General features: G+C 70.2%; 29 protein-coding genes. 12 read left to right on the top strand and 17 right to left on the bottom strand.

Translation table 11 applies throughout. The features are described from left to right. Positions 1 to 7 precede the first annotated feature (7 nt). On the top strand, positions 8 to 940 hold the full coding sequence (locus tag ACQ5DX_RS05415) for an alpha/beta hydrolase (RefSeq protein WP_430331650.1): 933 nt from the start codon (positions 8 to 10) through the stop codon (positions 938 to 940). On the opposite strand, the gene ACQ5DX_RS05410 is transcribed toward ACQ5DX_RS05415, so the two are convergent. Beyond that, on the bottom strand, positions 899 to 1,810 hold the full coding sequence (locus tag ACQ5DX_RS05410; RefSeq protein WP_430331649.1) for an ABC transporter substrate-binding protein: 912 nt from the start codon (positions 1,808 to 1,810) through the stop codon (positions 899 to 901). The genes ACQ5DX_RS05415 and ACQ5DX_RS05410 overlap by 42 nt on opposite strands. Positions 1,811 to 1,964: 154 nt before the next feature. On the opposite strand from ACQ5DX_RS05410, the gene ACQ5DX_RS05405 reads away from it, so the two are divergent. Genes ACQ5DX_RS05405 through ACQ5DX_RS05390 form a run of 4 tightly spaced genes read left to right on the top strand, consistent with a single transcriptional unit; the run spans position 1,965 to position 5,442 of the window. Further along, positions 1,965 to 2,930, top strand: coding sequence for an ABC transporter substrate-binding protein (locus tag ACQ5DX_RS05405; RefSeq protein ID WP_430331648.1), 966 nt, complete (start codon positions 1,965 to 1,967; stop codon positions 2,928 to 2,930). Continuing rightward, positions 2,927 to 4,048 (top strand): ABC transporter ATP-binding protein, encoded by a 1,122-nt coding sequence (locus tag ACQ5DX_RS05400; RefSeq protein ID WP_430331647.1) that lies wholly within the window; start codon positions 2,927 to 2,929, stop codon positions 4,046 to 4,048. The genes ACQ5DX_RS05405 and ACQ5DX_RS05400 overlap by 4 nt, the downstream gene beginning before the upstream one ends. A gap of 4 nt (positions 4,049 to 4,052) precedes the next feature. Further along, complete coding sequence (locus ACQ5DX_RS05395; protein ID WP_430331646.1) at positions 4,053 to 4,733, top strand: ABC transporter permease; 681 nt, start codon at positions 4,053 to 4,055, stop codon at positions 4,731 to 4,733. Position 4,734: 1 nt separating this feature from the next. Next, on the top strand, positions 4,735 to 5,442 hold the full coding sequence (locus ACQ5DX_RS05390; RefSeq protein ID WP_430331645.1) for an ABC transporter permease: 708 nt from the start codon (positions 4,735 to 4,737) through the stop codon (positions 5,440 to 5,442). On the opposite strand, the gene ACQ5DX_RS05385 is transcribed toward ACQ5DX_RS05390, so the two are convergent. The 5 genes from ACQ5DX_RS05385 to ACQ5DX_RS05365 all read right to left on the bottom strand — a co-directional run bounded on the left by ACQ5DX_RS05385 (position 5,405) and on the right by ACQ5DX_RS05365 (position 9,802). Next, entirely contained in the window at positions 5,405 to 6,280 is an 876-nt protein-coding gene (locus tag ACQ5DX_RS05385) for an alpha/beta fold hydrolase (RefSeq protein WP_430331644.1), read from the bottom strand. The genes ACQ5DX_RS05390 and ACQ5DX_RS05385 overlap by 38 nt on opposite strands. A 111-nt stretch (positions 6,281 to 6,391) precedes the next feature. Beyond that, a complete protein-coding gene (locus tag ACQ5DX_RS05380; protein WP_430331643.1) occupies positions 6,392 to 7,582 on the bottom strand; it encodes an NAD(P)-dependent malic enzyme in 1,191 nt (396 codons plus the stop codon). A 380-nt stretch (positions 7,583 to 7,962) separates the two neighbouring features. Then, the gene (locus ACQ5DX_RS05375) at positions 7,963 to 8,283 is read right to left on the bottom strand and encodes a hypothetical protein (protein WP_430331642.1); all 321 of its coding nucleotides are present in this window, start codon (positions 8,281 to 8,283) and stop codon (positions 7,963 to 7,965) included. Then, positions 8,280 to 9,170 (bottom strand): PHP domain-containing protein, encoded by an 891-nt coding sequence (locus ACQ5DX_RS05370; protein ID WP_430331641.1) that lies wholly within the window; start codon positions 9,168 to 9,170, stop codon positions 8,280 to 8,282. The genes ACQ5DX_RS05375 and ACQ5DX_RS05370 overlap by 4 nt, the downstream gene beginning before the upstream one ends. Positions 9,171 to 9,205: 35 nt before the next feature. After that, entirely contained in the window at positions 9,206 to 9,802 is a 597-nt protein-coding gene (locus ACQ5DX_RS05365; protein WP_430331640.1) for a suppressor of fused domain protein, read from the bottom strand. 223 nt (positions 9,803 to 10,025) lie between these two features. Between ACQ5DX_RS05365 and ACQ5DX_RS05360 the strand changes: the two genes are divergently transcribed. Continuing rightward, complete coding sequence (locus tag ACQ5DX_RS05360) at positions 10,026 to 11,510, top strand: MFS transporter (protein ID WP_430331639.1); 1,485 nt, start codon at positions 10,026 to 10,028, stop codon at positions 11,508 to 11,510. On the opposite strand, the gene ACQ5DX_RS05355 is transcribed toward ACQ5DX_RS05360, so the two are convergent. Together ACQ5DX_RS05355 and ACQ5DX_RS05350 are read right to left on the bottom strand one after the other, a co-directional pair. Continuing rightward, on the bottom strand, positions 11,441 to 11,929 hold the full coding sequence (locus ACQ5DX_RS05355; RefSeq protein WP_430331638.1) for a general stress protein: 489 nt from the start codon (positions 11,927 to 11,929) through the stop codon (positions 11,441 to 11,443). The two genes, ACQ5DX_RS05360 and ACQ5DX_RS05355, sit on opposite strands and share 70 nt — an antisense overlap. A gap of 98 nt (positions 11,930 to 12,027) precedes the next feature. Further along, positions 12,028 to 12,987 carry an HpcH/HpaI aldolase/citrate lyase family protein gene (locus ACQ5DX_RS05350; protein WP_430331637.1) on the bottom strand — a complete coding sequence of 320 codons (960 nt, stop codon included), beginning with the start codon at positions 12,985 to 12,987 and terminating at the stop codon, positions 12,028 to 12,030. A 57-nt stretch (positions 12,988 to 13,044) separates the two neighbouring features. Here ACQ5DX_RS05350 and ACQ5DX_RS05345 point away from each other — a divergent pair, with 57 nt between their 5' ends. The 4 genes from ACQ5DX_RS05345 to ACQ5DX_RS05330 all read left to right on the top strand — a co-directional run bounded on the left by ACQ5DX_RS05345 (position 13,045) and on the right by ACQ5DX_RS05330 (position 17,295). Then, positions 13,045 to 14,316: a magnesium transporter MgtE N-terminal domain-containing protein gene (locus ACQ5DX_RS05345; RefSeq protein WP_430331636.1), complete on the top strand. Its 1,272-nt coding sequence runs from the start codon at positions 13,045 to 13,047 to the stop codon at positions 14,314 to 14,316. Further along, positions 14,309 to 14,842: a DUF1003 domain-containing protein gene (locus tag ACQ5DX_RS05340; RefSeq protein ID WP_430331635.1), complete on the top strand. Its 534-nt coding sequence runs from the start codon at positions 14,309 to 14,311 to the stop codon at positions 14,840 to 14,842. Before ACQ5DX_RS05345 ends, ACQ5DX_RS05340 begins: the two co-directional genes overlap by 8 nt. Positions 14,843 to 15,053: 211 nt before the next feature. Further along, positions 15,054 to 16,124 (top strand): lytic transglycosylase domain-containing protein, encoded by a 1,071-nt coding sequence (locus tag ACQ5DX_RS05335; protein ID WP_430331634.1) that lies wholly within the window; start codon positions 15,054 to 15,056, stop codon positions 16,122 to 16,124. Positions 16,125 to 16,158: 34 nt separating this feature from the next. Beyond that, positions 16,159 to 17,295 (top strand): Mrp/NBP35 family ATP-binding protein, encoded by a 1,137-nt coding sequence (locus ACQ5DX_RS05330; protein ID WP_430331633.1) that lies wholly within the window; start codon positions 16,159 to 16,161, stop codon positions 17,293 to 17,295. A 78-nt stretch (positions 17,296 to 17,373) separates the two neighbouring features. Here the strand turns inward: ACQ5DX_RS05330 and tatB are convergent, their stop codons facing one another. The 4 genes from tatB to sigE all read right to left on the bottom strand — a co-directional run bounded on the left by tatB (position 17,374) and on the right by sigE (position 20,503). Next, positions 17,374 to 17,766: a Sec-independent protein translocase protein TatB gene (gene tatB, locus ACQ5DX_RS05325; protein WP_430331632.1), complete on the bottom strand. Its 393-nt coding sequence runs from the start codon at positions 17,764 to 17,766 to the stop codon at positions 17,374 to 17,376. 80 nt (positions 17,767 to 17,846) lie between these two features. Beyond that, complete coding sequence (locus ACQ5DX_RS05320) at positions 17,847 to 19,355, bottom strand: trypsin-like peptidase domain-containing protein (RefSeq protein WP_430331631.1); 1,509 nt, start codon at positions 19,353 to 19,355, stop codon at positions 17,847 to 17,849. A 102-nt stretch (positions 19,356 to 19,457) separates the two neighbouring features. Then, positions 19,458 to 19,817 carry an RNA polymerase subunit sigma-70 gene (locus tag ACQ5DX_RS05315; RefSeq protein ID WP_430331630.1) on the bottom strand — a complete coding sequence of 120 codons (360 nt, stop codon included), beginning with the start codon at positions 19,815 to 19,817 and terminating at the stop codon, positions 19,458 to 19,460. Between the two features lie 14 nt (positions 19,818 to 19,831). After that, the gene (gene sigE, locus ACQ5DX_RS05310; RefSeq protein ID WP_430331629.1) at positions 19,832 to 20,503 is read right to left on the bottom strand and encodes an RNA polymerase sigma factor SigE; all 672 of its coding nucleotides are present in this window, start codon (positions 20,501 to 20,503) and stop codon (positions 19,832 to 19,834) included. A 344-nt stretch (positions 20,504 to 20,847) separates the two neighbouring features. Between sigE and ACQ5DX_RS05305 the strand changes: the two genes are divergently transcribed. Further along, complete coding sequence (locus ACQ5DX_RS05305; protein WP_430331628.1) at positions 20,848 to 21,480, top strand: O-methyltransferase; 633 nt, start codon at positions 20,848 to 20,850, stop codon at positions 21,478 to 21,480. Between the two features lie 3 nt (positions 21,481 to 21,483). Here the strand turns inward: ACQ5DX_RS05305 and glgC are convergent, their stop codons facing one another. Next, on the bottom strand, positions 21,484 to 22,698 hold the full coding sequence (glgC, locus tag ACQ5DX_RS05300) for a glucose-1-phosphate adenylyltransferase (RefSeq protein ID WP_430331627.1): 1,215 nt from the start codon (positions 22,696 to 22,698) through the stop codon (positions 21,484 to 21,486). A 100-nt stretch (positions 22,699 to 22,798) separates the two neighbouring features. Between glgC and glgA the strand changes: the two genes are divergently transcribed. After that, positions 22,799 to 23,971 (top strand): glycogen synthase, encoded by a 1,173-nt coding sequence (gene glgA / locus ACQ5DX_RS05295; protein WP_430331626.1) that lies wholly within the window; start codon positions 22,799 to 22,801, stop codon positions 23,969 to 23,971. Here glgA and ACQ5DX_RS05290 read toward each other — a convergent pair. The 4 genes from ACQ5DX_RS05290 to ACQ5DX_RS05275 all read right to left on the bottom strand — a co-directional run bounded on the left by ACQ5DX_RS05290 (position 23,958) and on the right by ACQ5DX_RS05275 (position 26,186). Further along, positions 23,958 to 24,821, bottom strand: coding sequence for a putative RNA methyltransferase (locus ACQ5DX_RS05290; protein ID WP_430331625.1), 864 nt, complete (start codon positions 24,819 to 24,821; stop codon positions 23,958 to 23,960). The genes glgA and ACQ5DX_RS05290 overlap by 14 nt on opposite strands. Positions 24,822 to 24,923: 102 nt before the next feature. Beyond that, positions 24,924 to 25,091, bottom strand: coding sequence for a DUF3117 domain-containing protein (locus tag ACQ5DX_RS05285; RefSeq protein WP_003931055.1), 168 nt, complete (start codon positions 25,089 to 25,091; stop codon positions 24,924 to 24,926). A gap of 154 nt (positions 25,092 to 25,245) precedes the next feature. Beyond that, positions 25,246 to 25,845: a DNA-3-methyladenine glycosylase I gene (locus ACQ5DX_RS05280; RefSeq protein WP_430331624.1), complete on the bottom strand. Its 600-nt coding sequence runs from the start codon at positions 25,843 to 25,845 to the stop codon at positions 25,246 to 25,248. Beyond that, positions 25,842 to 26,186 carry a DivIVA domain-containing protein gene (locus tag ACQ5DX_RS05275; RefSeq protein WP_430331623.1) on the bottom strand — a complete coding sequence of 115 codons (345 nt, stop codon included), beginning with the start codon at positions 26,184 to 26,186 and terminating at the stop codon, positions 25,842 to 25,844. The genes ACQ5DX_RS05280 and ACQ5DX_RS05275 overlap by 4 nt, the downstream gene beginning before the upstream one ends. Between the last annotated feature and the right edge of the window lie 18 nt (positions 26,187 to 26,204).

Raw genomic sequence — 26,204 nt, 5'->3', positions numbered from 1 at the left:
GTCCCAGGTGCGCCCGATCCGTCTCCCGCTGCCACTCGTCGAGGCGAGCCTCGAGCCGTTCTACCGACTGGCGCTCAACGCTCGTCTCCCCTTCCGGGTACAGCGGGCACTGCTGGACCTCGCCGCACCGATCCAGACTCTGCCCGACGGGACGGTCGTCGAGAAGTCGATTCTCGCCGGCCGTCCCGCCGAGCGCATCACGGTCGGCGCCACAGAGCGCCGCAACGCGGTGCTCTATCTGCACGGCGGCGCCTACACGATCGGCTCTCTCAGGACGCACCGATCGCTCGCGGCGCACCTGGCGCGCGAATCCGACAGTGTCGTCTACACACTCGACTATCGCCTGGCCCCGGAGCATCCGTTCCCGGCCGGGTTGGACGATGCGGTCGCCGCGTTCACCGAACTGATCACCGTGCGCGGATTCGAGGCCGGACGGGTTGCCGTCGCCGGCGATTCGGCCGGTGGCGGGCTGGCACTGGCCACCGCCCGGCGGCTGGTCGACACCGGTGTGCGTCCCGCGGCACTGGCGTTGATCTCGCCGTGGGTCGATCCCGGATCCCGGGACGCGCCGTTCGACCGTGACGTCGTCGTCAACACCGCCTGGGCGTACGCCTCGGCGGCGGCATATCTCGGCGACGGCGATCCGTCCGACCCCGGGTACGCCCCGCTGCTCGGTCCGCTCGACGGCCTGCCGCCGACCGCGGTCCACGTGGGGACGCGGGAGGTCCTGTACCCGCAGATCGTCGACCTCGCCGCGGAACTCGAGGCCGCCGGCACCCGGTTGCACTACGTCGAGTACCCCCGCCTGTGGCACGTCGCGCACCTCCAGGCGTCACTGCTCGGGGAGGCCGCGGACGCCGTGGCCGACCTGGGATCGTTCCTGCGGTCGGCCTTTCCGTCAGAGGTGATCGGCGAGCCATTCCGCGGCGGCGTCGGCTGACGTGATCTCGCCGCTGCGGACCCGCACGGCCATGTCCGTCAGGTCGGCGGTCGTCAATTGCAGGACCACGCTCAAACCCTTGACGTCGTCGGCGCGCAGCACACCGCTGCGGTACAGCGGAACCACGTTCTGTGCGGTGAACGCCTCCTCGTCGTCGGCGAGCACAACCAGTTCGTCCTTCGCGACATCCGGGGCGGCCGCGGTGGCGCCGCCGATCGGTGACGTACCGACGATCAGGTCGCGGGCGACGTCGTCCGTCGCCCCGACCGGAACGACGGTCCCGAATGTGCACCCGTACGTCGATTCGAGGCGCGGCAGTGCCCGCGTGTCCTCGCGGAACGCGTCGGACGCGTACAGGGTCATGCCGCCGCACCCGGAGGCAATATCCGCGATCGAGTGCGCACCGAGACGGTCGGCCTGCGCCGCGGACAGGACGAGGGCCGACCGGTCGTCGGCGGGCGCATAGTCGGAGACCTCGAGCCCCTGCGGCAGAGACTTGCCGAGCGCCTCGAACACGTCCTCGGCATCGGTGACGTCCGCGTCCGGGTCGAACCAGTGCAGCAGCCGGCCGGTGAAGTCCGGCACCAGCGTCACCCGGTTCGCGTCGAGGGCGGCCACACGGTCGGCGCGGTTGCCCAGCCCCAGTACGAGTTCGGTGTCGCGGCCCGCCGCTTCGAGCGCGTCGGCGTAGAGCCGGGCGACCAGTTCGCTCTCGACGGTGTCCGACGCTCCGACGACGACCGGCTCGGGCGCTGCCGGGCCGCTGACGCTGCTGCTGGTGTCGACGCCGCACGCGGCGACGATCGCGAGGACGGGAACAACCGCCAGCACCGCGAGCCTGCCTGCCCGCCCGTTCCTGTTCGGTGACACCGTGTCTCTCTCCGCTCGCCGACCGTGCGTTGTCCGTCCCTATCGTTACACTGACGGCGCGCACCATCACGAGCGGTCGATAGATCCGGCTTGTCACCGCGCGGCGGCTGCCCAGACGGGCCGGTCGGCACGCCGGATCCGATGGAAGGACGACATGAACGGTTCCCGGATTGGCCTGCGCCAGCGCCTCGTCCGAGGGGCGGTGGCGATCACTGCCGTGTCCCTGACGTTGCTCACCGCGTGCGGGAGCAACGACCCGCTCGACAGCAGCTCGGGTGGAGGCAGCGGTGATCCGAACACGATCGTCGTCGGTTCGGCGAACTTCCCCGAGTCCACGACCGTCGGCTACATCTACGCCGAGGTGCTGCAGGCCAACGGCTTCGACGTCGACACCAAGATGAACATCGGCAGCCGTGAGGCGTACGTCCCGGCGCTGCGCGACGGGTCGCTCACCGTGATCCCCGACTACACCGGGAATCTGCTGCAGTACCTGGATCCGTCGTCGACCGCGACGAGTGCCGCCGAGATCGACGCGGCCCTGCCGAGCGCACTGGCACCCGATCTCGCGATCACGACCCCGGCACCGGCCGAGGACAAGGATGCGGTCGTCGTCACCCGCGAGACTGCCGAGAAGTGGAATCTGACCTCCATCGCCGACCTGGCACCGCATTCGGCCGAGGTGAAGTTCGCGGCGCCGGCCGAGTTCCAGGAACGGCCCGTCGGTCTGCCCGGGCTGCGGAAGAACTACGGCCTCGACATCGCTCCGGCCAACTTCGTGCCGATCGCCGACGGCGGTGGTCCGGCCACGGTGAAGGCCCTGACGTCGGGGCAGGTGACGGCGGCGAACATCTTCACCACCTCACCCGCGATCGAAGCGAACGATCTGGTGGTACTTGCCGATCCGGCCGGCAACTTCGCGGCCCAGAACGTGGTGCCGCTGGTGCGCGCCACCGCGAAGACCGCGCAATTGACGCGCGTCCTCGACGCCGTCTCCGCCAAGCTCACCACCGAGGAGCTGGTGGCGCTCAACGACGCCGTGTCCGGCGACAGCAAGACCGAGCCGCAGAAGGCGGCGCAGCAGTGGGTCGCGCGGCAGGGCCTGGACGCTCCGATCCAGTGATCTCCTTCTCCGGTGTAGGCAAGCGTTTTCCGGACGGCACGGTTGCCGTGGACGGGCTGGAACTGACGGTCGAGGCGGGCTCGTTCACCGTCTTCGTCGGCCCGTCCGGCTGCGGCAAGACGACGTCGATGCGGATGATCAACCGCATGGTGGCCCCCACCACGGGCACCGTGAGCGTGGACGGCCGCGACGTGGCCGCCGTGGACGCCGTCGAACTGCGCCGCGGCATCGGGTACGTCATCCAGAGCGCGGGATTGCTTCCGCACCGCACGGTGGTCGACAACGTGGCCACCGTGCCGGTCCTGCGCGGCGAGACGAGGCGGGCGGCGCGTCGGCACGCGCTCGAGGTGCTCGAACGGGTGGGGCTCGATCCCGCGCTGGCAGGACGCTATCCCGCGCAACTGTCGGGCGGTCAGCAGCAGCGCGTGGGCGTGGCCCGCGCGCTTGCCGCGGACCCGCCGATCCTGCTGATGGACGAGCCGTTCAGCGCGGTCGACCCGGTCGTCCGGGCAGACCTGCAGGCCGAAATGCAGCGCCTGCAGTCCGAACTGCACAAGACGGTCGTGTTCGTCACCCACGACATCGACGAGGCGGTGCGCCTGGGTGACCGGCTCGCGGTCTTCGGGCCGCACGGCCGGCTCCAGCAGTACGACACCCCGCAGACCGTGCTCACCTCCCCCGCAACCGATTTCGTCGCCGACTTCGTGGGCCGCGACCGCGGTTACCGCGGGCTGTCGTTCCGCAGCGCCGCCGGACTCCGACTGCGCGACATCCACCGGATCCACGAATCTGCAATCAGCGCAACCGTTCTCGCGACCGACGAGTGGGCCCTGGTCGTCACAGACGACGGACGGCCCCGCGGGTGGATCGACGCCGCCGGCGTGGACGTGGTCCGCGGCGGTGACGCCGTCGCGGACGCCTCGGCGGCCGGCGGATCGCTGTTCACGGTGGGCACGGACCTGCGCCAGGCCCTCGACGCGGCCATCTCGTCGCCGTCGGGCATCGGGGTCGCGGTGGACGCGGACGGCGTCGTGGTCGGCGGCGTCGACGCCGACGAGGTGCTCGCGCGGCTCGGCGAGCAACGGCGCGCGGAGGACGACCTCCGGAACGCGCGGTGACCGCGTGCGCTGGCTGATCGACAACTTCCCGCGCGTGCTGGAGTTGACCCGCGAGCATCTTCAATTGGCCTTGCTGCCACTGCTGTTCGGCCTGCTGATCGCGGTGCCGCTCGGGACCGTGGTACGGCGGGTGCCGTGGCTGCGCCGCACCACCGTCGTCGTCGCGAGCGTCGCTTTCACCATTCCGTCGCTGGCGCTGTTCGTCACCGTGCCGAGCATGTTCGGGCTGAAGTTCCTCGATCCGGCCAACGTCGTGATCGCGCTGACGGTCTACTCGACCGCCCTGCTCGTGCGGGCTGTCCCGGAGGCACTCGATGCGGTGCCGGAGGACGTCATCGACGCCGCAACCGCGATGGGATACACGGCACCGCGGCGTGCGCTCACCGTCGAACTGCCGCTCGCACTGCCGGTGCTCGTCGCGAGCGTCCGCGTCGTGGCGGTCACCAACATCTCGCTGGTGTCGGTAGGCGCGCTCATCGGAGTCGGCGGTCTCGGCGAACTGTTCACCGAGGGCTACCAGCGCGACTATCCGGACCAGATCGTCGCGGGCATCATCGCGGTCGTCGCGCTGGCACTCGCCTTGGACGCCGCGCTGTACGTCGCGGGCCGCCTGCTGACGCCGTGGCAACGCCCGGGCGCCGGGCGGCGACGCGAGACGCTGGAACTGTCGGAGGGGCCCGCCTGACATGTTCACGAGCGCGTGGGACTACATCACCGACCCGGCGAACTGGTCGGGCCCGACCGGTATCGGCACCCGGATCCTGCAGCACCTTTGGTACAGCCTGCTGGCCGTCGCCGGCGCGGCGGTCGTGGCCGTGCCCGCCGGTCTGGCGATCGGGCACTTCCGCCGCGGCCAGATCGTGGTCGTGGGCGTCGTCAACGCGCTGCGGTCGCTGCCCACCCTCGGCGTGCTGACGCTGCTGGTGCTGCTGCTCGGTCTGGGCCTGGTGCCGCCCATCCTCGCGCTGGTGCTGCTCGCGGTCCCGCCGTTGCTCGCGGGCACCTACGCCGGGGTGGCAAACGTCGAGCGATCGGTGGTCGACGCAGCCGAGGCGATGGGGATGACACCGCTGCAGGTGCTGTGCCGTGTCGAGATCCCCAACGCGCTGCCGCTGATCCTCGGTGGCGTCCGTAGCGCAGCGCTTCAGGTCATCGCGACCGCGACGGTGGCGGCGTACGTCAACCTCGGCGGGCTGGGGCGCTACATCTTCGACGGCCTGGCGCTGCACAGCTACGACCGCGTGCTCGTGGGTGCGATCCTCGTCGCGGCTCTCGCGCTGATCGTCGACGCGATCCTCGCGGCCGCGGTGTGGGCCGCGGTGCCGGGTACCGGGCGCCTGCGCCGCCCGGTCGAAGTCACTGCGCTGCGAGGAACTTCAGGATCCGATCGTTGACCTCCCGAGGCCGCTCCAGGTGGAGGAAGTGGCCCGCGCCGGCGATCGGATCGAAGGCGCTCCCCTGCGGCAACCCGGACGACGCCACCGCGGCCAGCCGGGGATCGAGGCAGCCGTCACGATCCCCGTGCAGGTAGAGCATCGGCATGATCGGGGGCCGCATCTCCGCGCCCACCCAGCGTCGGTAGCGCTCCGGCGGACGTGAGAACGGACGAGAGTAGCTGCGGTAGTAGCCGATCACGGCGCTGCGGTGCGCCGGCTCGGCGATCGCTTCCATCACGGCGGGCAGATCCTCGCCGGCGTCGTACCCCGGCGACCAATCCGCCCACAGCCGACGAATCAACGGTCGGGCACAGCGCTCGGGCAGGATCGGCAGCTGGTTGAACAGGACGTACCAGCTGTTGCGCAGCTGGCGTGGCAGCGCCCGCAGAACGGCGGACGTCCGCAGCGACGCGAACGGCGGCACCGAGAGCGCAACCACGGCCGCGAACGGGTTCTCGGTGTGGGCGGCCAGCGCGTTGGCGGTGATCGCGCCCCAGTCGTGTCCGATCAGGACGGCGTCGGCGCCGCCGCGCAGCCGGCCATGGATCGCGACGGCGTCGTCCATCAGCGCGGCGACGTGGACGCTGCCGTCGTCCGGCACGGCCGAGGGCGCGTAGCCGCGCATGAACGGGGCGACCACTCGCCAGCCCTCGTCCGCCAGCGCCGGCCCCAGGTACCGCCACGTGTGCGCGGTGTCAGGGAAGCCGTGCAGCAGCACCGCCAGCCGGCCCGTCTCGGGTCCCCACGTCAGCGCCCGCAGTCGGACCGCGTCGAGGTCGAGGGTGATCTCACGCATGCAGACCATCCTGGCCGAGCGCGACGGTATGCGTGCGGGATCCGCCGAGACAGCGCAGCGGGGCCCCGCCGCTGATGCGACGGGGCCCCGCTGACCGGTGTGGCTGCGACGTCAGGCGACGCCCTCGTCCTTGGCGGCCTGCGCGACGGCCGCGGCGACCGCCGGGGCGACGCGCGGGTCGAGCGGGCTCGGGACGATCTTGTCGACCGCGAGCTCGTCGCCGAGCACCGACAGGATCGCGTCGGCGGCGGCGAGCTTCATGCCCTCGGTGATCCGGCGTGCGCCGGCGTCGAGGGCGCCCTTGAAGACGCCCGGGAACGCGAGCACGTTGTTGATCTGGTTCGGGAAGTCGCTGCGGCCCGTCGCGACGATCCCCGCGTACTTGCGCGCGATGTCGGGGTGGATCTCCGGGTCCGGGTTGGACATCGCGAAGATGATCGCGTCCGACGCCATCGTCGCGATGATCTCCTCGGGCACGGTGCCCGCGGAGACACCCAGGAACACGTCTGCGCCGTCGAGTGCCTCGACGAGTCCGCCGCTGCGGCCGACCGGGTTGGTGCGCGCGGCCAGGTCCACCTTGATCTCGTTGAGATCGGTGCGGTCCGAGGAGACGATGCCCTTCGAGTCCAGCACAGTGACGTCGGCGACGCCAGCGGCCAGCAAAATGTTGGCGCACGCGACACCGGCCGCGCCGGCACCGGAGATCACGACGCGCAGACCCTCGATGCCACGGTTCTGGACCTTCGCCGCACCGCGCAGAGCGGCGAGCGCGACGATCGCGGTGCCGTGCTGGTCGTCGTGCATGACGGGGCAGTCCAGAGCCTCGATGACGCGGCGCTCGATCTCGAAGCAGCGCGGCGCGGAGATGTCCTCGAGGTTCACTGCGCCGAAACTCGGGCGCAGCCGGACCAGCGTCTCGACGATCTCGTCGGGGTCCTTGGTGTCCAGCACGAGCGGGATGGAGTTGAGACCGGCGAAGTTCTTGAACAGCGCCGACTTGCCCTCCATGACCGGCAGCGACGCGCGGGCGCCGATGTCGCCGAGGCCGAGAACCGCCGAGCCGTCGCTGACGACGACCACCAGGCGGTTGGTCCACGTGTAGCGATCGGCCAGCGTCTCGTCGGCGTGGATCGCGCGGCTGACCTGCGCGACGCCGGGCGTGTACGCGATCGACAGCGCACGCTGGGAATCGAGGGGCGCGGTGGTCTCCACCGAGAGCTTGCCACCGATGTGGCCCGCGAAAATCTCCTCGTCGGTAATTTCGACCTTTGGCGTTACGGAAGCTTCAGACACAGGGGACACGATGACACTCCTCTTGATACCAGACTCACTCGGGTCCTGGTTACTGAGAAGTAACCGGGTCGGCGAGGATGAATCCGACACGGCACTTCGAACACAGGATTGATCAGTTGCAACTACCGGGGCGCGCGATCGGCTGCACTACTGCCGGAGCGTGATGGCGCCGGGCGGGGTGAGCCCTGGCACAAGTTCTGCCACCTTCCAAGCCCTCGCGAAGGGCGGTAGCACCCACACGAGAGTGCCGTAATTTTGCACCATCGACGGGCAAGAATCAAATCCTCAGAATCCGCCCGAACCTCACCGAAACCGGCATCTACCTGTGAGGATGCGTCAGACCGCGCGGATCCGGCCGGTCCTCGGACGCGGCTCCTGGCGAGGACCCGTCACATCCACCACTGCGTCCACAGCAACAGACCGGTAACCACCAGAACGGCGGCCGACGCGAGCGCCGCCGCGGCCCCGCGACGGCGGTCCGCCACCACCTGTGCAATTACCACGAGGACGGTAGCCACGACGTGCGCGGCGACCGATTCGCGGCCCGGCCCGGGAAAGTCCCGATCCGACGACAGGTACGCGACCCCGGCGACGACCGCGGTGAGCACCACAACCCCGCCAGCCACGACGCCCGAGAGACCCCGCAGTGCCCGCACCGCCCACGAGTCCGACCGGCGGCGACTCTCGGCGCCGAAACCGTCGAGGCTCACCGACCCGCCCCGGGCACGGCCTCGCCGCTCGGCAGCCCGGACAGCACCGGTACGCCCGATGCCCGCGCGACGAGCGCCTCGAACGCGTCGGGATCGGTGGTGTGCCGGCCGAGTTCGATCGTCTTGTTCGCCCCGTGGTAGTCCGACGATCCGGTGGTGATCAGGTTCAGTTCGGCGGCGAGCGCTCGCAGCAGCGCGACGTCGTGCGCCGCGTGGTCGGGGTGGTCGACCTCGAGACCGACCAGACCGTGATCGGCGAGGTCTCGAATGTGGTCGAGCGACAGCAACCGTCCGCGCGTGCGCGCCCGCGCGTGCGCGATCACGCTGACGCCGCCCGCGGCGGAGACCATCTCGACGGCACGCTCGAGCGGGGTGTCCTGCTTCTCGACGTAGTAGGGACTGCGGGTCGACAGCAGTTCGGTGAACGCGTCCCCGACGCTGTCCACGACCCCTGCCCGGACGAGTGCCTGCGCGAGATGCGGGCGTCCGACCGCCGGCCCGGCCTCGGCCATCACCGCATCGGGGTCGATCGGCAGGCCGTCCTCGGCCATCAGCGTCGCCATCGCCCGCAACCGCGAGACGCGTTCCCCGCGCAGCCGCTCACGCTCGACCGCGAACTCGCGCGAGCTCGGGTCGAACAGGTAGGCCAGCAGGTGGACGGCCACCGGGTGCCCGTCCTCGCCGCGCCCCTCGCACGACATCTCCATGCCGCGTACCAGCTGCAGCCCCTCGGGCAGGGCCGCGGCCGCCTCACTCCACCCCGCGGTGGTGTCGTGGTCGGTGATCGCGACCACGTCCACACCCGCATTCGCCGCCGCCCGCACGAGTTCGGCGGGAGTGTCCGTGCCGTCGGACGCGGTGGAGTGGGTGTGAAGATCGATACGCACCGGTCCAGTGTGTCAGGTTCGGCGCGCGATGCTCGTCAGAGCGACGCGGCCCCACGCTTCGGGTCGCGGACGTCGATGCCGGCCTCGGCCCACGCCTCGCGGAGGGCGTCGGCACCCCGTAGACGCACCCAGGCCGCCTCGGTGCCGGTCAACGGCACCACTTCGAGAAACTGCACCGGGTCGAGCGGCTCGGGTAGGTCGAGGTCGGGGATCTCGCTGGGGCCGAGCAGCACCGCGGTGAAGGGGACGTCCTTCCAGAGTGGCTCCCCGAGGTCGATCAGCCCGTCCGGGCGCAGCACGATGCCCTCGACGGACGGCGCGGCGGCCAGGACCGCGAGGGTCTTGTGCACGCCCGACGCGACACCGGCACCGCCGGCGAGGCTCAGCACCAGTTCCGCGCGCGGCCCGCGCGTGGGGTCGGCGATCATCTCGCTCGGATCGCCCATCGGGTGCCGCGAGCACCCCAGGGTCGCGTACCGGACCGGGGCGGCGCCGTCCCCCGGGTAGCGGAGGACGTCGATGGGCTCGACGCCGAGGAAGGTCACCGAGGCCACGGACGGCTCAGCAGGCTCGGGTCCGCCGATGTACCGGTCGAGATGTGCGCGCACGGCGGAGACAACGCTGTCAGTCACACGTTCATCTAACACCCGAGGGACGAGGGCACCGTCGCGCTGTCCGAACCGTCTGCCCACGCACCCGTTCGAGGTCTCTCCCGACCACAGGGAAGCGCCCTGGACATCCCGCCCCGCGGCCCGTAATCAGATAGAGGCCGCTCGACGGCGCGTTGCACGGCTCGGTTCGTTTCCCGTTCGACCGCACGGTCACTCGGCCTCGATCCGATTCACAGGAGTCCATTTGCACCGCCGCTCGACCCGCATACCGGATTCGGTACTCACACCGGTCCTCTGCTTCGTCATCCTCGTCGCCTCGGTCCAGCAGACCATCATCATTCCGCTGTCCGCGGAGATCGGACATCAGCTCGACGTCGGGCCGACGGCGATCGGATGGACGCTCACGTCGAGCTTCCTCGCGGCCGCGGTCACCACCCCGGTAGCGGGCCGCATGGCCGATCTGCGCCGCAAGCGTTCGGTGCTGCTGGGCGTCCTGGGCGTCGTCCTCGTCGGATCCTTGATCGGGGCGGTCACCGAATCGCTGACGTGGCTGATCGTCGCGCGCACGTTGCAGGGACTGTCGTTCGCGGCGTTCCCGGTGAGCATCGCGATCCTGCGGGACGAGCTCACCCCGAGGCGGCTGACGTCGGCGATGGGCGTGCTGTCGGGCACCCTCGGCTTCGGCGGCGCGATCGGCATGGTCCTGACGGGGCTGCTGGTCTCCGAGGGCACCGACTACCGCCGGGCGTTCTGGCTCGCGACGGGCATGACGCTCGTCGCCCTCGTCGGCGTGGTGGCGACCGTGCCGTCCCGGCCCAGCCCGGGCCTGGGCCGCGTCGACTGGGTCGGCGCCGTCCTGCTGGGCGTCGGGCTGGTCCTGGCATTGCTGCCGCTGGCCGAGGGCGGTCAGTGGGGCTGGACGTCGCCGAACACGCTCGGGTGTGCGATCGGCGGTGTCGTGGTGCTCGCCGGATGGTTCGCGTTCGAACGCCGCATCGAGGTTCCGCTCGTACCGCCGGCGATGCTGACGCGCCGGGCGCTGCTGTGCACGCATCTGGCCGGATTGCTCGTGGGCGCCGGGATGTTCGTCAACGTCACCACGTTGATGTACTTCGTCCAGACCTCGCGGGAGGCCGCCGGGTACGGCTTCGACGCGAACCCGATGCGAGCGAGCGTGGTGTTCATCCTCCCGGGCGCCACGGCGGGTGTCGTCGCGTCGATCTGCAGCGGCGCGCTCATCACTCGCCTCGGTGCCCGCCGCGTCATGCTCCTCGCGTCCGCGCTGGGCGTCGTCGGCTACGGGTCCATGATCCTCGCGCACGACCAGAGTTGGCAGGTGGTGGGCGCCTCGATGTTCATGTGCGCCTTCACCAGCCTGTCGTACGCGGCGATGCCCGCGCTGCTCGTCGCGGAGGTGGAATCAGACCTGACCGGGGTCGCGAACAGCGTCAATTCGATAGCGCGCACCATCGGAAGCAGCGTGGGCAGCGCGCTGCTGGCGACCCTGCTCGCAGCCACCGCCGCGACCCCCGGTTCCGCCGCACCCGTCCACGCCTACCTGATCGCCTTCGCGACCGGCGCCGGTTGCGCAGTGGCCGCGACGCTCCTGGTCTACCTCGGCACGGCGCACCGCCGCACCGGCGACCCGGACGGAACGGATCAGAGCGCGAGCTTGGCCAGCATGTCGCGCGCGGCCTCCGCCGTCTTCGGATCGCAGAGCACGTCGTAGCGGCCGGCCACCAACTGCATGGTGGACGAGAAGTCACGTGTGCCACGGGCTGCCGCGTACGGGATCGTCGTCGAGATCAAGCCGAAGATGATGCCGCCGACGATGCCGACGAGTAGCGGGCCGAGGAATCCGTTGGTGAAGATGCCCAGGAGCAGGCCGAAGAACACGCCGAGCCAGGCACCCGAAACAATGCCGCCGCCAATGACTTTGGCCCACGTCAGGCGGCCCAGGACACGCTCGACCTGCATCAGGTCGACGCCGACGATCGTCACGTCCTCCACCGAGAACTGTTGGTCCGACAGGTAGTCGACGGCGCGCTGAGCCTCGGCGTACGTCGGGTACGAACCGATGGGCCAGCCGGTGGGCGGCGTCGGGAGCCCCCGCCCGGCGCGGTTCGGCTGTGAGAGTGGATTCGTCATCGTCTTTGTCTCTCTTTGCTCGGAGCGTGCGATATGTCCGGTTCTACCGATCTCCGGTCCTCATATCAATTGTGCCCGCCCCGACCTGCGTGCGCCGGTCAGTCGGACGGCGGGGTGAACGACGTCGTGCGGGTCATCCCGGCCGCCCGCCCCTTCGCGGAGATCACGAGTGCCATCTTGCGACTCGCCTCGTCGATCATCTCGTCACCGAGCATCACCGCACCGCGGGCGCCGCCGGCCGCGGAGGTGTGGAACTCGTACGCGTCGAGGATCATCTCGGCCTGGTCGAAGTCCTCCTGGCGGGGGCTGAACACCTCGTTGGCCGCGTCGATCTGTGTGGGATGCAGCACCCACTTGCCGTCGAACCCGAGCGCGGCGGTGCGCTGGGCCGAGCGCCGGAACGCCTCGACGTCGCGGATCTGCAGGTAGGGGCCGTCGATCGCCTGCAGATCGTGCGCCCGCGCGGCCATGAGGATCGTCATCAGGATGTGGTGGTAGGCGTCGCCCCGGTCGTAGCCCTCGGGCTGCTCACCGACGACCAGCGTGCGCATGTTGATGCTGGCCATGAAGTCCGCCGGACCGAACACCAGCGTCTGCACCCGCGGACTCGCGGTCGCGATCGCGTTGATGTTCGTCAGGCCGATCGCGTTCTCGATCTGCGGCTCGATACCGATCCGCCCCACCTCGAGGCCGTTTGCCTTCTCGATCTGCGTCAGCAGGAGGTCGAGGGCCTGAACATGGCTGGCGTCCGGGACCTTCGGCAGCAGGATCGCGTCGAGGTTCGCGCCCGCGCCGCCCACGACGGTCGCGACGTCGGCGTGGGTCCACTCGGTGCTCCAGTCGTTGACCCGCACCACCTTGATCTGGTCGCCCCAGCCGTCCTCGTTGAGCGCCTCGACGATCCGCTCCCGCGCCTCCGCCTTCGCGATCGGCGCCACCGCGTCCTCGAGGTCGAGGAAGATCTCGTCGGCGGGCAAGCCCTTCGCCTTGTCGATCATCTTGCGGCTCGAACCGGGAACGGCCAGAACCGAACGACGTGGCCGGAAGCGGGAAGTCATGACCGACAGGCCCTCCGAATTCAGTGGATCAGGAAGCGAGGATCTAGCCTTTTCATCATGGCAGCCGTGAACAAGGTATTCGCAGCCAGGCTCGCCGGCCTGGTGGTCCTCGGACCCGACGGCGAATCGATCGGGCGTGTGCGGGACGTGGTTCTCACGATCCGTGTGGGCCGCCAACCACCCCGAATCCTCGGGCTCGTCATCGAGATGTTCACGCGCAAAAGGATTTTCGTACCTATGCTGCGGGTCACCGCGATCCAGCCGGGGTCGGTCACACTCAAGACCGGCAACGTCAGTCTGCGCCGGTTCGTCCAGCGCCCCACCGAGGTGCTCGCGCTCGCCCAGGTCCTCGACTCCCCCGTCCGCATCGACGACCCGGAGGTCACCGACACCATCGGAACGGACGTCGTGATCGTCGACCTCGGCATCGAGTCGACCCGCACCCGGGACTGGGTGGTCTCGCGCGTCGCGGTGCGCGCCCACCGCGGCCGGCTCGGCCGACGTTCGGCGATCCACGTCGTCGACTGGCAGCACGTGCACGGCCTGACCCCGACCGCGCTCGCGATGCCCGGACAGGGCGTCTCCCAGCTGCTGATGCAGTTCGACGGGATGCGGGCCGCCGACGTCGCGCACGCGATGCGGGAGCTGCCGGAGAAACGGCGCCACGAGGTGGCGCTCGCGCTGGACGACGAGCGGCTCGCCGACGTCGTGCAGGAGTTGCCCGCCGACGATCAGACCGATCTGCTGCTGCACCTCGAGGTCGAGCGCGCCGCGGACGTCCTCGAGGCGATGGACCCCGACGACGCCGCGGACGTCCTCGGCGGCCTGCCCGAGACGGACGCGGAGTCCCTGCTGCAGCTGATGGACCCGGAGGACTCCGAACCGGTCCGGCGGCTGCTCGAGCACTCCCCCGACACCGCCGGTGGCCTGATGACGCCGGAGCCTGTCGTCCTGACGCCGTCGACGACGGTCGCCGAGGCCTTGGCGCGCGCCCGCAACGCCGACCTGACGCCCGCTCTCGCGAGCATGGTGTTCGTGGTCCGGCCGCCCACCGCGACGCCCACCGGGCGATACCTCGGGTGTGTGCACCTGCAACGGTTGCTGCGGGAGCCGCCCGCGAGCCTCGTCGGCGGGGTCTTGGACGACGCCCTGCCGCGCCTGGATCCCGAGGACTCGCTCACGAGCGTCACCCGGTACTTCGCGACGTACAACCTGGTCTGCGCACCCGTCGTCGACGACGAGCGCCATCTGCTCGGCGCGGTTACGGTCGACGACGTGCTCGATCACCTCCTGCCCACCGACTGGCGCGAGGAGGACGACGATGAGTGAGCCCAGCGGTCGGCAGCGACTGGAGACCCCACGGGGCACGCGCGGACTGCGGCTGCGCATCGACGTCGAAGCCGTCGGCCGGGTGAGCGAGAGCATCGCCCGATTCCTCGGCACCGGCCGATACCTGGTGATTCAGACCGTGATCGTCGTGGTGTGGGTCATCCTCAACATCTCCGCGGTGCGGCTGCAGTGGGATCCCTACCCGTTCATCCTGCTGAATCTCGCGTTCTCGACGCAGGCGGCGTACGCCGCACCGCTGATCCTCCTGGCGCAGAACCGGCAGGAGAACCGCGACCGAGTCGCGCTCGAGGAGGACCGCGCCCGGGCCGAGCAGACCAAGGCCGACACCGAGTTCCTCGCGCGCGAACTCGCCGCCCTGCGGCTCGCGGTCGGCGAGGTCGCCACCCGCGACTACCTGCGTCGCGAGCTCGACGACATCCGCCAGATGCTCGTCGAGCGGGACGCCCGCGCCGACGAGCGCGAGGAGCCGGGCCCCGCCACCCGGCCGCGTGGCGGCCGCAAGTAACCGGATGCTTCGGAACTTCGCCTCTCCTGCCGCTGTTCGCACCCCACAACCGGTCACTGATATGTAACGTGTGTCACATCGACCGAGATGTAGCTGTCGGAACGCTCGGGACGAATCCGTGAGCGCGGATGCAGGATTCCTGCAAGGAGGGGATTGAAGAGTGCGTGCCCGTGTAACTGTCGGTGTGTCCGCCCTCGTTCTTGCCGGATTCGTGACAGCAGCGTCATTCACGGGTGGCGTATTCGAGACCCCGGATCCGGAACCCGAGTCGACCGCCGCGGTGCGCGCGCTGGACACCGGCACCGAGGCCACCACCGCACCGCCTGCGGCGCAGGCCGCCCTCATCCCCACGGTCGGGCTCGTGCCCGCGGCGCCGCGGCCCGAACGTCAACTCCGTACGGCCAGGCCCGCGGCGGCGCCGACGCTGCCCGACCCGGCCGGGCTGGTGCCCGGTAGCGCCCCGCGCTCGGTACCGGTTCCCGTGGTCGTAGGCCCGCTCGGGATTCCCGAGATCGTGCTCAACGCCTATCGCGCGGCCGAACTGACGATGGCCAGCGAGCAGCCCGGCTGTGGCCTCCAATGGAACCTGCTCGCCGGAATCGGGAAGATCGAGTCGAATCACGCCGGCGGCGGACAGACAAACGCGGCGGGCACCACGTTGACACCGATCCTCGGCCCGACGCTCAACGGCCACCTGGCCGGCAACGAGGTCATCACCGACACCGATCACGGCGTGCTCGACGGCGATCCGGTCCACGACCGCGCCGTCGGGCCGATGCAGTTCATCCCGAGCACGTGGGCGCGGTACGCGTCGGACGGGAACGGCGACGGCGTCGCCGACCCCAACAACGTGTTCGACGCGTCCCTCGCGGCTGCGCGATACCTGTGCTCGGGTGGGCTCGACCTGCGCGACCCCTCGCAGGAGGCGCGCGCCGTGCTCCGCTACAACAACTCGACCACGTACATGGCGAACGTGCTGTCCTGGTCGGCGGCCTACCGCACCGGCGGAACCGCCGCGCCCGCGGTGCCGGTCGCCCCGGCCCCGCCGGAGCGCTCCGCCGACTCGGAGTCGGCCGTCGCGGCGGCCGCGGGGCCCTCGGCCACCACCCCCGCCACCCCGACGCCGACGGCGGCACCCCCTGCCGCGCCCGCCCCGGATCTCGCACCGGCGCCGGTGCCGGCGCCCATGCTGCTGCCCACCATTCCGGGCCTGCCTCCACTGCCGTGTCTCGTCTTCTGCCCTCCGCCGACCCCGGCGCCGGTCGCCACCCCGATGCCCTGATCGCGGCGTTCACCGCGCCGCATACCATGGGGGCATGGCAGCCCTGACAGAGACCGCCGTCCGCACCGCACTGTCCAAGGTGCAGGACCCCGAGATCCGTAAACCCATCACGGAACTGGGCATGGTCAAGAGCATCGCGATCGGTGACGACGGCAGTGTCGACATCGGCATCTACCTGACCACGGCGGGCTGTCCGCTGCGCACCGAGATCACCCAACGGGTGACCAAGGCCGTCGCCGACGTGGAGGGCGCCGGCACCGTCAGCGTCGAACTCGACGTCATGAGCGACGAGCAGCGCACCGAGCTGCGCCGCTCGCTCCGCGGCGACTCCACCGAGCCCGTGATCCCGTTCGCCCAGCCCGGGTCGCTCACCCGCGTGTACGCGGTGGCGTCCGGCAAGGGCGGCGTCGGAAAGTCCAGTGTCACGGTCAACCTTGCGGCCGCGATGGCCGCGAAGGGTCTGTCGGTGGGCGTGCTCGACGCCGACATCTACGGCCACTCGGTGCCGCGCATGCTCGGCACCGACGCCAAGCCCACCCAGGTCGAGCGGATGATCATGCCGCCGCAGTCCCACGACGTGAAGCTGATCTCGATCGCCCAGTTCACGCAGGGCAACACCCCGGTCGTGTGGCGCGGCCCGATGCTGCACCGCGCGCTGCAGCAGTTCCTCGCCGACGTCTTCTGGGGCGATCTGGACGTGCTGCTGCTGGACCTGCCGCCCGGCACCGGTGACGTCGCGATCTCGGTGGCCCAGCTCATCCCGGGCGCCGAGATCCTCGTGGTGACCACCCCGCAGCAGGCGGCGGCCGAGGTCGCCGAGCGGGCCGGTGCGATCGCGCTGCAGACCCGTCAGCGCATCGCCGGCGTCGTCGAGAACATGTCGTGGATGGAGCTTCCCGACGGCACCCGCATGGAGGTCTTCGGCTCGGGCGGCGGCCAGGCGGTCGCGGACCGGCTGACCCGCGCGGTGGGCGCGAACGTTCCCCTGCTCGGACAGATTCCACTCGAGCAGGCCGTCCGCGAGGGCGGCGACGCGGGCCTGCCGATCGTGCTCGGTGCCCCCGACTCCCCCGCCGGCACCGCCCTGCGCGAGATCGCGGACAAGCTGTCGGTGCGGGCGCGCGGCCTGGCCGGGATGTCGCTGGGCATCGACACCGTCCGACACCTCTAGTCGCACAGACGAAGGGCCGGATCCGCGCTGCGGATCCGGCCCTTCGTCGTGTCGGTGACGCCGTTGGCGAACGACGACTCAGGTGGCGTCGGGATCGACGGGGGGTCGTTCCCCGGCCTCGAGCGGCTTGGCGGCCGGCGGCACGGGAGGCGTCGATCCATTGGTGGCCGGCTTGCTGTCGAAGTTGCCGGTCAGGATCGAGTCGTCCCCGTCGAGGAGGTGCTTGGTGATGACCGCACGCGGCGACATCCCCCGCAGCTCGTTGAGTTCGGACAGCGGCTTGCGCAGGTCGTCGAACTCCGGACCCAGCTCGTCCTTGAGTTGCTGGCTGGCACCACTCGCGTAATCGCGGACCTGGCGCATCGTCTTGGTCACCCAGGTGACGGCACCCGGAAGCCGCTCGGGTCCGAGGATCACGAGCGCTGCCACCAGGAGCACCATGAACTCGCCCCAGCCGATGTTGCCAAACACGGGTTCAGGGTACGTGTTCGCGGCCGAAACCGCTCGCACGATCAGGAAATATCACATGAATTCCCGCCGTCGGGGTGCGATCAGTCCGATGTCGGGGTGACCTCGAGGTCCACGGTGCGGCCCGAACGGATCAGCTGGACGGGCACCGACCGGCCGACCGTCTGGTCGTGGACGGCCACGACCAGCTCGTCGGCGCTGGCCACGGTCCGGTCGCCGACCTTCACGATCACATCGCCTTCCGCGATGCCCGCCTTCTCCGCAGGACTGCCGGCCTGCACGTTCGCGACCTCGGCCCCGCTGGTGGCGTCGTTGATGACGGTGCGAGCGTTGACCCCGATCTCCGGGTGGTGCATGACGCCGCCCCGGATCAGTTCCTGCGCCACCGCGGTGACGTCGTCGATGGGGATCGCGAAGCCGAGGCCCACCGAGCCGCCGCTCTCCGAGCGGATGGCCGAGTTGATGCCGATGACGCGGCCCTCCATGTCGATCAGCGGACCACCGGAGTTGCCGGGGTTGATCGCGGCATCGGTCTGGACGGCGTCGATGACCGCGTCGGTGTCGGTACCCTCGCCCGACAGTCGCACCGGCCGGTTGAGGGCACTGACGATGCCGCGGGTAACGGTCTTGCTCAGCCCGAGGGGCGAGCCGACGGCCACGACGTCCTGCCCCACCCGCACATCGCCGGACCTGCCGAGGTCGGCGACCGTCAGGTTCTGCACGTCGGTCTTGAGGACCGCGAGGTCGGTCTTGGTGTCGCGGCCGACGATCTGCGCCGGCACCTTGGTGCCGTCGGAGAACGTGACCCGGATCGTGGACGACCCGGGATCGGTCGCCGCCATCGAGATGACGTGGTTGTTGGTGACGATGTAGCCGGCGCCGTCGACGACGACACCGGAACCGGTCCCGGACTGGTCGCCGTGCGCCACCTGGATCGACACCACCGACGGGAGCACCGCGTCCGCGACCTCGGCGATCCGGCCCACCGGGGCGTCGTCGTCGCCACCGCTCTGGGAGAGCGTGACCCGAGCACTGGTGAGGGAGCCGCGGTCGGACGTCGCGGCGGCGGCGACGAGCCCACCGACGACCCCGATGGCGAGCGCGATCGCGGCCAGGATCGCCACCGCCTTGCGCTCGACGCGCTCACCGAACAGCACGTCACGCACCGTCAGTTTCGGGGCGTCCGGTTGCTGCGGCGGGGTGGCGGGGGCCTGTGCGGGGGCGCCGAGTCGGGCCGGGGCGTCCGGGTCACGCCACGGATCTCTGGCCGACTGCTGCTCGGCCGGGGCGGGCGCGCCCTCGGGGCCACGCTGGAGGGAGTCGGTCTCGCCCTCGGGACGCCCGAACGCCTCGGCGAGGGCCTCGTCGGGGCGGCCGACGGCGATTGGCGGACCGACCGGCGGCGCCGACCGCGAGCCGAACGAGCCGGCCACGTCCGCGGGGCGTCCGAACGCCTGCTGCGCGCCTGGGTCGACGTGCGGGCGGTAGATCGGGCGCGGGGCCATGCGCGGACCATCGGAACGTTCGGGCGATCCGCCCTGCGCCGGGGTGTCGTCCTGCGCCGCTCCCGGCGTCCTCGAATCAGCCGTCACGCGCGCATGTCCCCCTCGTGTGCGTCAGTCACGCCTGCCAGTATCACCGATTCGTCCCGCGCGGTGGCATCGATGCAGTCGGTGCAGGTGCGTTCCGCTTCCTCAGCGGCGACGACGGAACGGCCAGCGCCGGCTGATGTCGTCACGATCGAACGAGATGATCCCCGCAGCGGACGCACGACCGGGCTGCTGCTCCGGTTCGGGGTGCTGGCATCGGGGAATCTGACTGAGCAGCCCGAGGAGCGAACTCGGTATCGACACGTCCGAGGCGGCGCGGCGCAGCGCGATCCGCGCCTGTTGCTGCGCGTCGACCTCGGCCGCGCACTCGGGGCACAGAGAGAGGTGCTGGGAGGCACGGAGGTACGCGTTCATGCGCAGCTCGCCGTCGACGTACGCGGCGATCGCCTCACTCGCCAGGTGTTCGGTGGAGCCGAACTGACGAGGTCCGCGCGCCTGCGTCATCAAACCCTCCTGCATCAACACCCGATCCGATCGGAGTCCACCTTGCCACTCGCCGCGAGATGCTCCCGCAGCGCCTGCCGTCCACGGTGGATCCTGCTGCGCACAGTACCCAGCTTGACCCCCAGTGTGGCACCGATCTCCTCGTACGACAGTCCTTCGATGTCACACAGGACGACGGCCGCACGGAACTCCGGTGCCAGCGAGTCGAGCGCGGACTGCAGGTCGGGGGCCAGTCGTGCGTCGTGGTAGATCTGCTCGGGGTTCGGCGAGTCGGAGGGGACGCGGTCGTAGTCCTCGGGCAGCGCCTCCATGCGGATGCGGTTGCGGCGGCGCACCATGTCGAGGAACAAGTTCGTGGTGATGCGGTGCAGCCAGCCCTCGAACGTGCCGGGCTGGTAGTTCTGGAGCGACCGGAACACCCGGATGAAGGTGTCCTGGGTGAGGTCCTCGGCGTCCTGGGCGTTACCCGACAGCCGGTAGGCCAGTCGGTAGACGCGGTCGCCGTGCTCGCGGACGAGTTCGTCCCACGACGGCATCGCAGCCTTGTCGCCTGTGGCGTCGAACACAGCGGTACCGGTCGGTTCTGATGTCACATCGTCAACGCCGGGTGCGGACACACCTGATTCAGTGCCCGCCACGACGAATCGGTCGGTGGTGTCGTGGATGGTGCATTCGGCATTGGTCATGTGGATGAGTGGATCCTCCTACTCAGGACCGCGGATCACGGGACACCGGATTGTGGTGGTTCAACTCCCGAGAGCCCGGAATTGTTCCCGCCACCGTCCGAACGGATCGGTCCGTGTGATCTTCACGCCGTGCGGTCTAGTCGTCCGACGTTGCACTCACCCTGTCGTGCCGCGATATGTGGGCACTATGAGCAACCTGAGCGGGACCTGAGAATATGACCGAGGCCGGGCCGCGCGATGTCACCGCGGCGAGCCGCGCGATGTCACCGCGGCGAGCCGCGCGATGTCACCGCGGCGAGCGAGCCTTGACGACGTGGCCGCGCGGCAAGGCTAGCCTCTATTGCGTGCACACGAACGCCGAACGAATTCTCACCCATACCGAGGACGCGGTCCTCGAGGACGAGATGCTCACCGCCGCGCGCGACCGGGCGACGGAACTCGGCGCTACCCCGGTGCCGCCGACGGTGGGTGCCGCGCTGGCACTGTTCACCCGGATGCTCGACGCGAAGACGGTCGTCGAGGTCGGTGCGGGTGCGGGTGTGAGCGGCCTGTGGCTGCTGCGCGGCATGCGCGAGGACGGCATCCTGACCACGATCGACAGCGAACCCGAGCATCAGCGTGCGGCAAAGCAGGCGTTCCGGTTCGCGGGGATCACCCCGTCCCGAACGCGGCTGATCAACGGCCGGGCCCTCGAGGTGCTGCCACGGCTCGCCGATTCGGCCTACGACCTGGTGTTCATCGACAACGCTCCCGCCGACCACCCGCACTTCGTGCGTGAGGGCGTGCGCCTGCTGCGGCCGGGTGGCGTGATCGTGCTTCACAACGCGCTCCTCGGCGGACGGGTCACCGACCCGGGTCATCGTGACGCGGCGACGGTCGCCGTTCGGGAGGCTGCACGGTTGATCGCCGAGGACGATCGGCTCACCCGCGTGCTGTTCCCCGTGGGCGACGGCCTGTTGTGCGCGGCACGGAACTGACGGCTAGATCCAGACGCCCTTCCCGATCGTCACGACGCCGCCGTTGCTGACGGCGAATCGCTGCCGGTCGCGTTCGAGGTCGACTCCGATGATCTCGCCCTCCCCCACGACGACGTTCTTGTCGAGGATCGCGCGGCGCACCACCGCGCCCTTGCCGACCCGGACGCCGGGCATCAGGACGCTGCCCTCGACGGTCGCGCCGTCCTCGACCATGACGTTGGAACTGAGCACCGAGTTCCGGACCGTCGCGGCGGAGAGGATCGAGCCCGCGCCGACGACGGACTCCTGCGCGAGCCCACCCTTGACGAACTTGGCGGGGGCGAGGTTCTCACCGCCGCCCCGGATGGGCCAGCGCCGGTTGTAGAGGTTGAAGACGGGGTGCACGGACACCAGGTCCATGTGCGCGTCGTAGAACGCGTCGATCGTGCCGACATCGCGCCAGTACCCGCGGTCGCGGTCCGTCGCCCCGGGCACCACGTTGTTCTTGAAGTCGTAGACCGATGCGAGTCCCGCGTCGACGAGCGCCGGGATGATGTCGCCGCCCATGTCGTGGTCGGAGTCGGAGTTCTCGGAGTCGGCGCGGATCGCGTCGACGAGCACCTTCGTCGTGAACACGTAGTTGCCCATCGACGCGAACGTCACGTTGGGGTCGTCCGGGGTGCCCGGCGGGTGGGCGGGTTTCTCCAGGAACTGGGTGATCCGGCCGGATTCGTCGCTGTCGATGCAACCGAATGCGAACGCCTCGCTGCGCGGGACCCGGATCCCGGCGACCGTCACCCCGGCCCCGGAGTCGATGTGGTGCTGCACCATCTGCTCGGGATCCATGCGGTACACGTGGTCGGCACCGAAGACGACGATGTACTCGGGGTCCTCGTCGTAGACCAGGTTGAGCGACTGGAAGATCGCGTCCGCGCTGCCGGTGTACCAGCGCGGGCCGAGACGCTGCTGCGCCGGCACCGGGGTGATGTACTCGCCCGCGAACCCCGACAGCCGCCAGGTCTGCGAGATGTGCCGGTCGAGCGAGTGCGACTTGTACTGGGTGAGCACGCAGATGCGCAGGTAGCCGGCGTTCACCAGGTTGCTGAGCACGAAGTCGATGAGCCGGTAGGCGCCGCCGAACGGCACGGCCGGCTTGGCCCGATCAGCGGTGAGCGGGTACAGGCGCTTGCCCTCGCCGCCGGCGAGCACGATCCCGAGCACATGGGGCTGACTCCTCACACCAGTCAACCTATCGGGCGGCCCCCGACCGCCGCCACCGTTGCCCGGAACACGCGCGGGGCCGTTGGCCGTAACGGGTTCCGGCGGTTACGTTTACCCGGTGCGGGTCGCGATGTTGACGAAGGAGTATCCCCCGGAGATCTATGGAGGCGCGGGGGTCCACGTCATGGAACTCGTCGCGCACCTGCGCCGCCTGTGCGACGTCGACGTGCATTGCATGGGCGCGCCCCGTGACGGCGCGTTCGTGCACCGTCCCGACCCCGATCTCGTGGGCGCCAATCCCGCCCTCAGCACACTGTCGGCCGAACTGCGGATGGCGCACGCCGTGGACGGTGCGGACGTCGCGCACTCGCACACGTGGTACACGGGTCTGGCCGGGCATCTGGCCGGCGCCCTGCACGACGTCCCGCACATCGTGACCGCGCACTCGCTCGAACCGCGGCGGCCGTGGAAGGCGGAGCAACTCGGCGGCGGCTACCGCGTCTCGTCGTGGTCCGAGCGCAACGCGATGGAGCACGCCGACGCCGTCATCGCGGTGAGTGCCGGCATGCGTGCCGACGTCCTCGACACCTACCCGGCGATCGACCCTGCGCGGGTCCACGTGGTGCACAACGGGATCGACTCGCAGGTGTGGCATCCCGGCCCGGCGGCGCCCGGAGCCACCTCGGTCCTGACGGCACACGGCATCGATCGGGACCGCCCGATCGTCGTGTTCGTCGGACGGATCACGCGACAGAAGGGACTCGGTCACCTGGTCGCAGCGGCACACGCGTTCGATCCCTCGATCCAACTCGTCCTGTGCGCGGGCGCCCCGGACACGCCGGAACTCGCGGCCGAGACCGAGGCGGCCGTGACCCGGCTCGCGGCGCACCGCGCGGGGGTCGTCTGGATCCGGGACATGCTGCCCACCGAACAGGTGCGCGAAATACTCTCCGCGGCAACCGTGTTCGTGTGCCCGTCGGTGTACGAGCCGTTGGGCATCGTGAACCTGGAGGCGATGGCATGCGAGACGGCCGTCGTCGCGTCCGACGTCGGCGGGATTCCCGAGGTGGTCGAGGACGGGGTCACCGGCCGGCTGGTGCACTACAACTCGTACGAGCCCGAGGCGTTCGAGCACGCGCTCGCGTCGGCGGTCAACGAGATCGCGACCGACCCCGGCCGGGCGGCGGCGATGGGCCGGGCGGGCCGGGCACGCGCGACGGCAGAGTTCTCGTGGTCCCGCATCGCGCAGCAGACCCTCGCGGTGTACACCGACGTACTCAGCCGGCGGTAGCCGCCCGGCGGTAGGTCGAGACCACGACGGAGGCCGTCACGGAGAACGGTTCCGGGAGCGCGGCTATCGCCTCCGCCCGCCGCTCGGCGGTGAGGTGGCGGGCCGACGGCCCCATGCCCACGAGGTTCTCGACGTCGTGGCGCGACAACATCATCCGGGTCTCGACCGGCGTGCGGTGGACGCGGTCGAATCGTCCCGCGACGGTCTCGCCGAGTCGTTCGACCTTGCGGTCGTCCACCCGGACCATGCCGAGCAGGTCGACGAGCTCGGTGAGATGCCGGTCCGTCGGGGTGAGGACCACCAGGGTGCCGCTCTCGGTGAGCACCCGGTCGATCTCCGCGGCGTTCCGCGGCGCGAAGACCGACAGGACGTGCGTGAGGACCCCGTCGCGGACGGGCAGTTGCCGCCAGACGTCGGCGACGACCGCCGCGGCCCGTGGATGCGAACGCGCCAGGCGCCGTGCCGCGGGCTTGGAGACGTCGAGGCCGATGCCCTGCGCCGCCGGGATCGCGTCGAGCACGCGGGCAAGGTAGTGCCCGGTACCGGCACCGATCTCGAGGATCCGCGGTTCCGTGTCGCCGTCGACCGTCTGCGCGACGGCGTCGGCGACGGCGTCCATGAGCGGGGCGAAGTGACCCGAGTCGAGGAATTCGTCGCGCGCCGCGATCATCTCGGGGCTGTCGCCGGTGAACTTGGTCGCGGCGCCCGTCAGGAGCGTCACGTAGCCCTGGCGGGCGACGTCGAAGCTGTGTCCGCGCGGACACACCAGGGCGCGACCCGCGTCTTCTTCGAGGTCGAGCTCGTTGCCGCATTGCGGGCACGCGAGAAGAGCGCACACATCCGCCAGCACTGGTACCGCCGTGCCCTTTCCGGAAGATCGTTCGGCTACCCGCAAGCGCCGGCCGGGTCGACGGATCGACCCGGCCGGTACTGCCGCAGAGGGTAGGTCCTCTTAGCTGGTGACACCCTTGAGCTCGTCCCCCAGAGCCGCAGCCTCCTCCGGGGTGAGTTCGACGACCAGACGTCCGCCGCCCTCGAGCGGAACCCTCATGACGATTCCTCGTCCCTCTTTGGTTGCCTCGAGGGGACCGTCCCCGGTCCGGGGCTTCATGGCCGCCATCCTCTGCTCCCTCCACATCTGCGCCGGATTTCGCTAGCGCCTCGGATTACCGTGGGCGCCCCGCCAGCAATTAGCGAGGCTCTGGACTCCATTCTTCCCTATCGAGTGGGTTGCCGGGTAGCTGAGGCGAAAAAACCGCTCGAATCCGACACCGCTACACCTGCAGTTCGACCCAGCACGACGCGATGTGATCGTCGACCATGCCGGTGGCCTGCATCAACGCATATGCCGTGGTAGGACCCACGAAACGGAACCCTCGGCGCTTCAACTCGGCGGCCATCGCCTTGGACTCGGGAGTGACGGCGGGCACTTCTTCGACTCGCTCGTACCGCCGCGCGCGCCGCGGCGGCGCGAACGACCACAGCAGCGTGTCCAGGTCGGTGTCGGCGAGGTCGAGGACGGCCCGCGCGTTCGCGATGACGGCCTGGATCTTCGCGCGGTTGCGGACGATCCGTGCGTCGCCCAGTAGCCGCGCGACGTCGTCCTCGGTGAAGGCCGCCACGACCTCGGTGTCGAAGTCGGCGAACACCTCCCGGAATGCTTCTCGCTTGCGCAGGATGGTGATCCACGACAGCCCGGACTGGAACGCCTCGAGGGAGAGTCGCTCGAACAACGCGTCGCGGCCGTGCAGCGGCTGGCCCCACTCGAAGTCGTGGTAGTCGCTGTAGATCCGGGAGGCGCCGCTGTCGACGGCCCACGGACACCGGACCCGCTCGCCCTGCTCCGAATCCCGCTCCCCCACAACCACGCTCACCGTTCTGCTCCCGCATCGTCAGCCCCGGCCGACGCGTCGGCGCCGCCCGACGTCTCGTCCTCGGTCCGGGTGGCCAATTGCGCTCGCAGGGAGTCGATCTCCCGACCCAGACGGTCCAGTGCCCAGTCCACCTCGCTGGCCTTGTAGCCGCGCAGCGTCTGCTGGAATCGCAGCCCGCGCACGTCGGCTCCGGTGACGCCCTCGGCGGGCAGCACCGTGGCGGTGGTGCCGGCGGGCAGCGGCGGCAGTTCCTCGGAGCGGCCGAACACCATGCTCGCGGCGAGGTAGAGCAGACCACCGACCAGCGCCATGATCACCAGGTACAGCAGGACCGTCAGCATGCCCCGATACTGTCACGA

The organism is Rhodococcus sp. ACT016 (assembly GCF_050477185.1).
Lineage (GTDB): Bacteria > Actinomycetota > Actinomycetes > Mycobacteriales > Mycobacteriaceae > Prescottella.
This window is presented reverse-complemented; position numbering and strand designations above follow the sequence as displayed.

Coding starts and splice junctions, on each gene's coding strand:
- ACQ5DX_RS05285 (WP_003931055.1), bottom strand. CDS start 25,091: ATGGCGGCCATGAAGCCCCGGACCGGGGACGGTCCCCTCGAGGCAACC.
- ACQ5DX_RS05340 (WP_430331635.1), top strand. CDS start 14,309: ATGAGTGAGCCCAGCGGTCGGCAGCGACTGGAGACCCCACGGGGCACG.
- ACQ5DX_RS05385 (WP_430331644.1), bottom strand. CDS start 6,280: ATGCGTGAGATCACCCTCGACCTCGACGCGGTCCGACTGCGGGCGCTG.
- ACQ5DX_RS05275 (WP_430331623.1), bottom strand. CDS start 26,186: ATGCTGACGGTCCTGCTGTACCTGGTGATCATGGCGCTGGTCGGTGGT.
- ACQ5DX_RS05405 (WP_430331648.1), top strand. CDS start 1,965: ATGAACGGTTCCCGGATTGGCCTGCGCCAGCGCCTCGTCCGAGGGGCG.
- ACQ5DX_RS05355 (WP_430331638.1), bottom strand. CDS start 11,929: ATGACGAATCCACTCTCACAGCCGAACCGCGCCGGGCGGGGGCTCCCG.
- ACQ5DX_RS05350 (WP_430331637.1), bottom strand. CDS start 12,987: ATGACTTCCCGCTTCCGGCCACGTCGTTCGGTTCTGGCCGTTCCCGGT.
- ACQ5DX_RS05315 (WP_430331630.1), bottom strand. CDS start 19,817: ATGACGCAGGCGCGCGGACCTCGTCAGTTCGGCTCCACCGAACACCTG.
- sigE (WP_430331629.1), bottom strand. CDS start 20,503: ATGACCAATGCCGAATGCACCATCCACGACACCACCGACCGATTCGTC.
- ACQ5DX_RS05330 (WP_430331633.1), top strand. CDS start 16,159: ATGGCAGCCCTGACAGAGACCGCCGTCCGCACCGCACTGTCCAAGGTG.
- ACQ5DX_RS05390 (WP_430331645.1), top strand. CDS start 4,735: ATGTTCACGAGCGCGTGGGACTACATCACCGACCCGGCGAACTGGTCG.
- ACQ5DX_RS05345 (WP_430331636.1), top strand. CDS start 13,045: ATGGCAGCCGTGAACAAGGTATTCGCAGCCAGGCTCGCCGGCCTGGTG.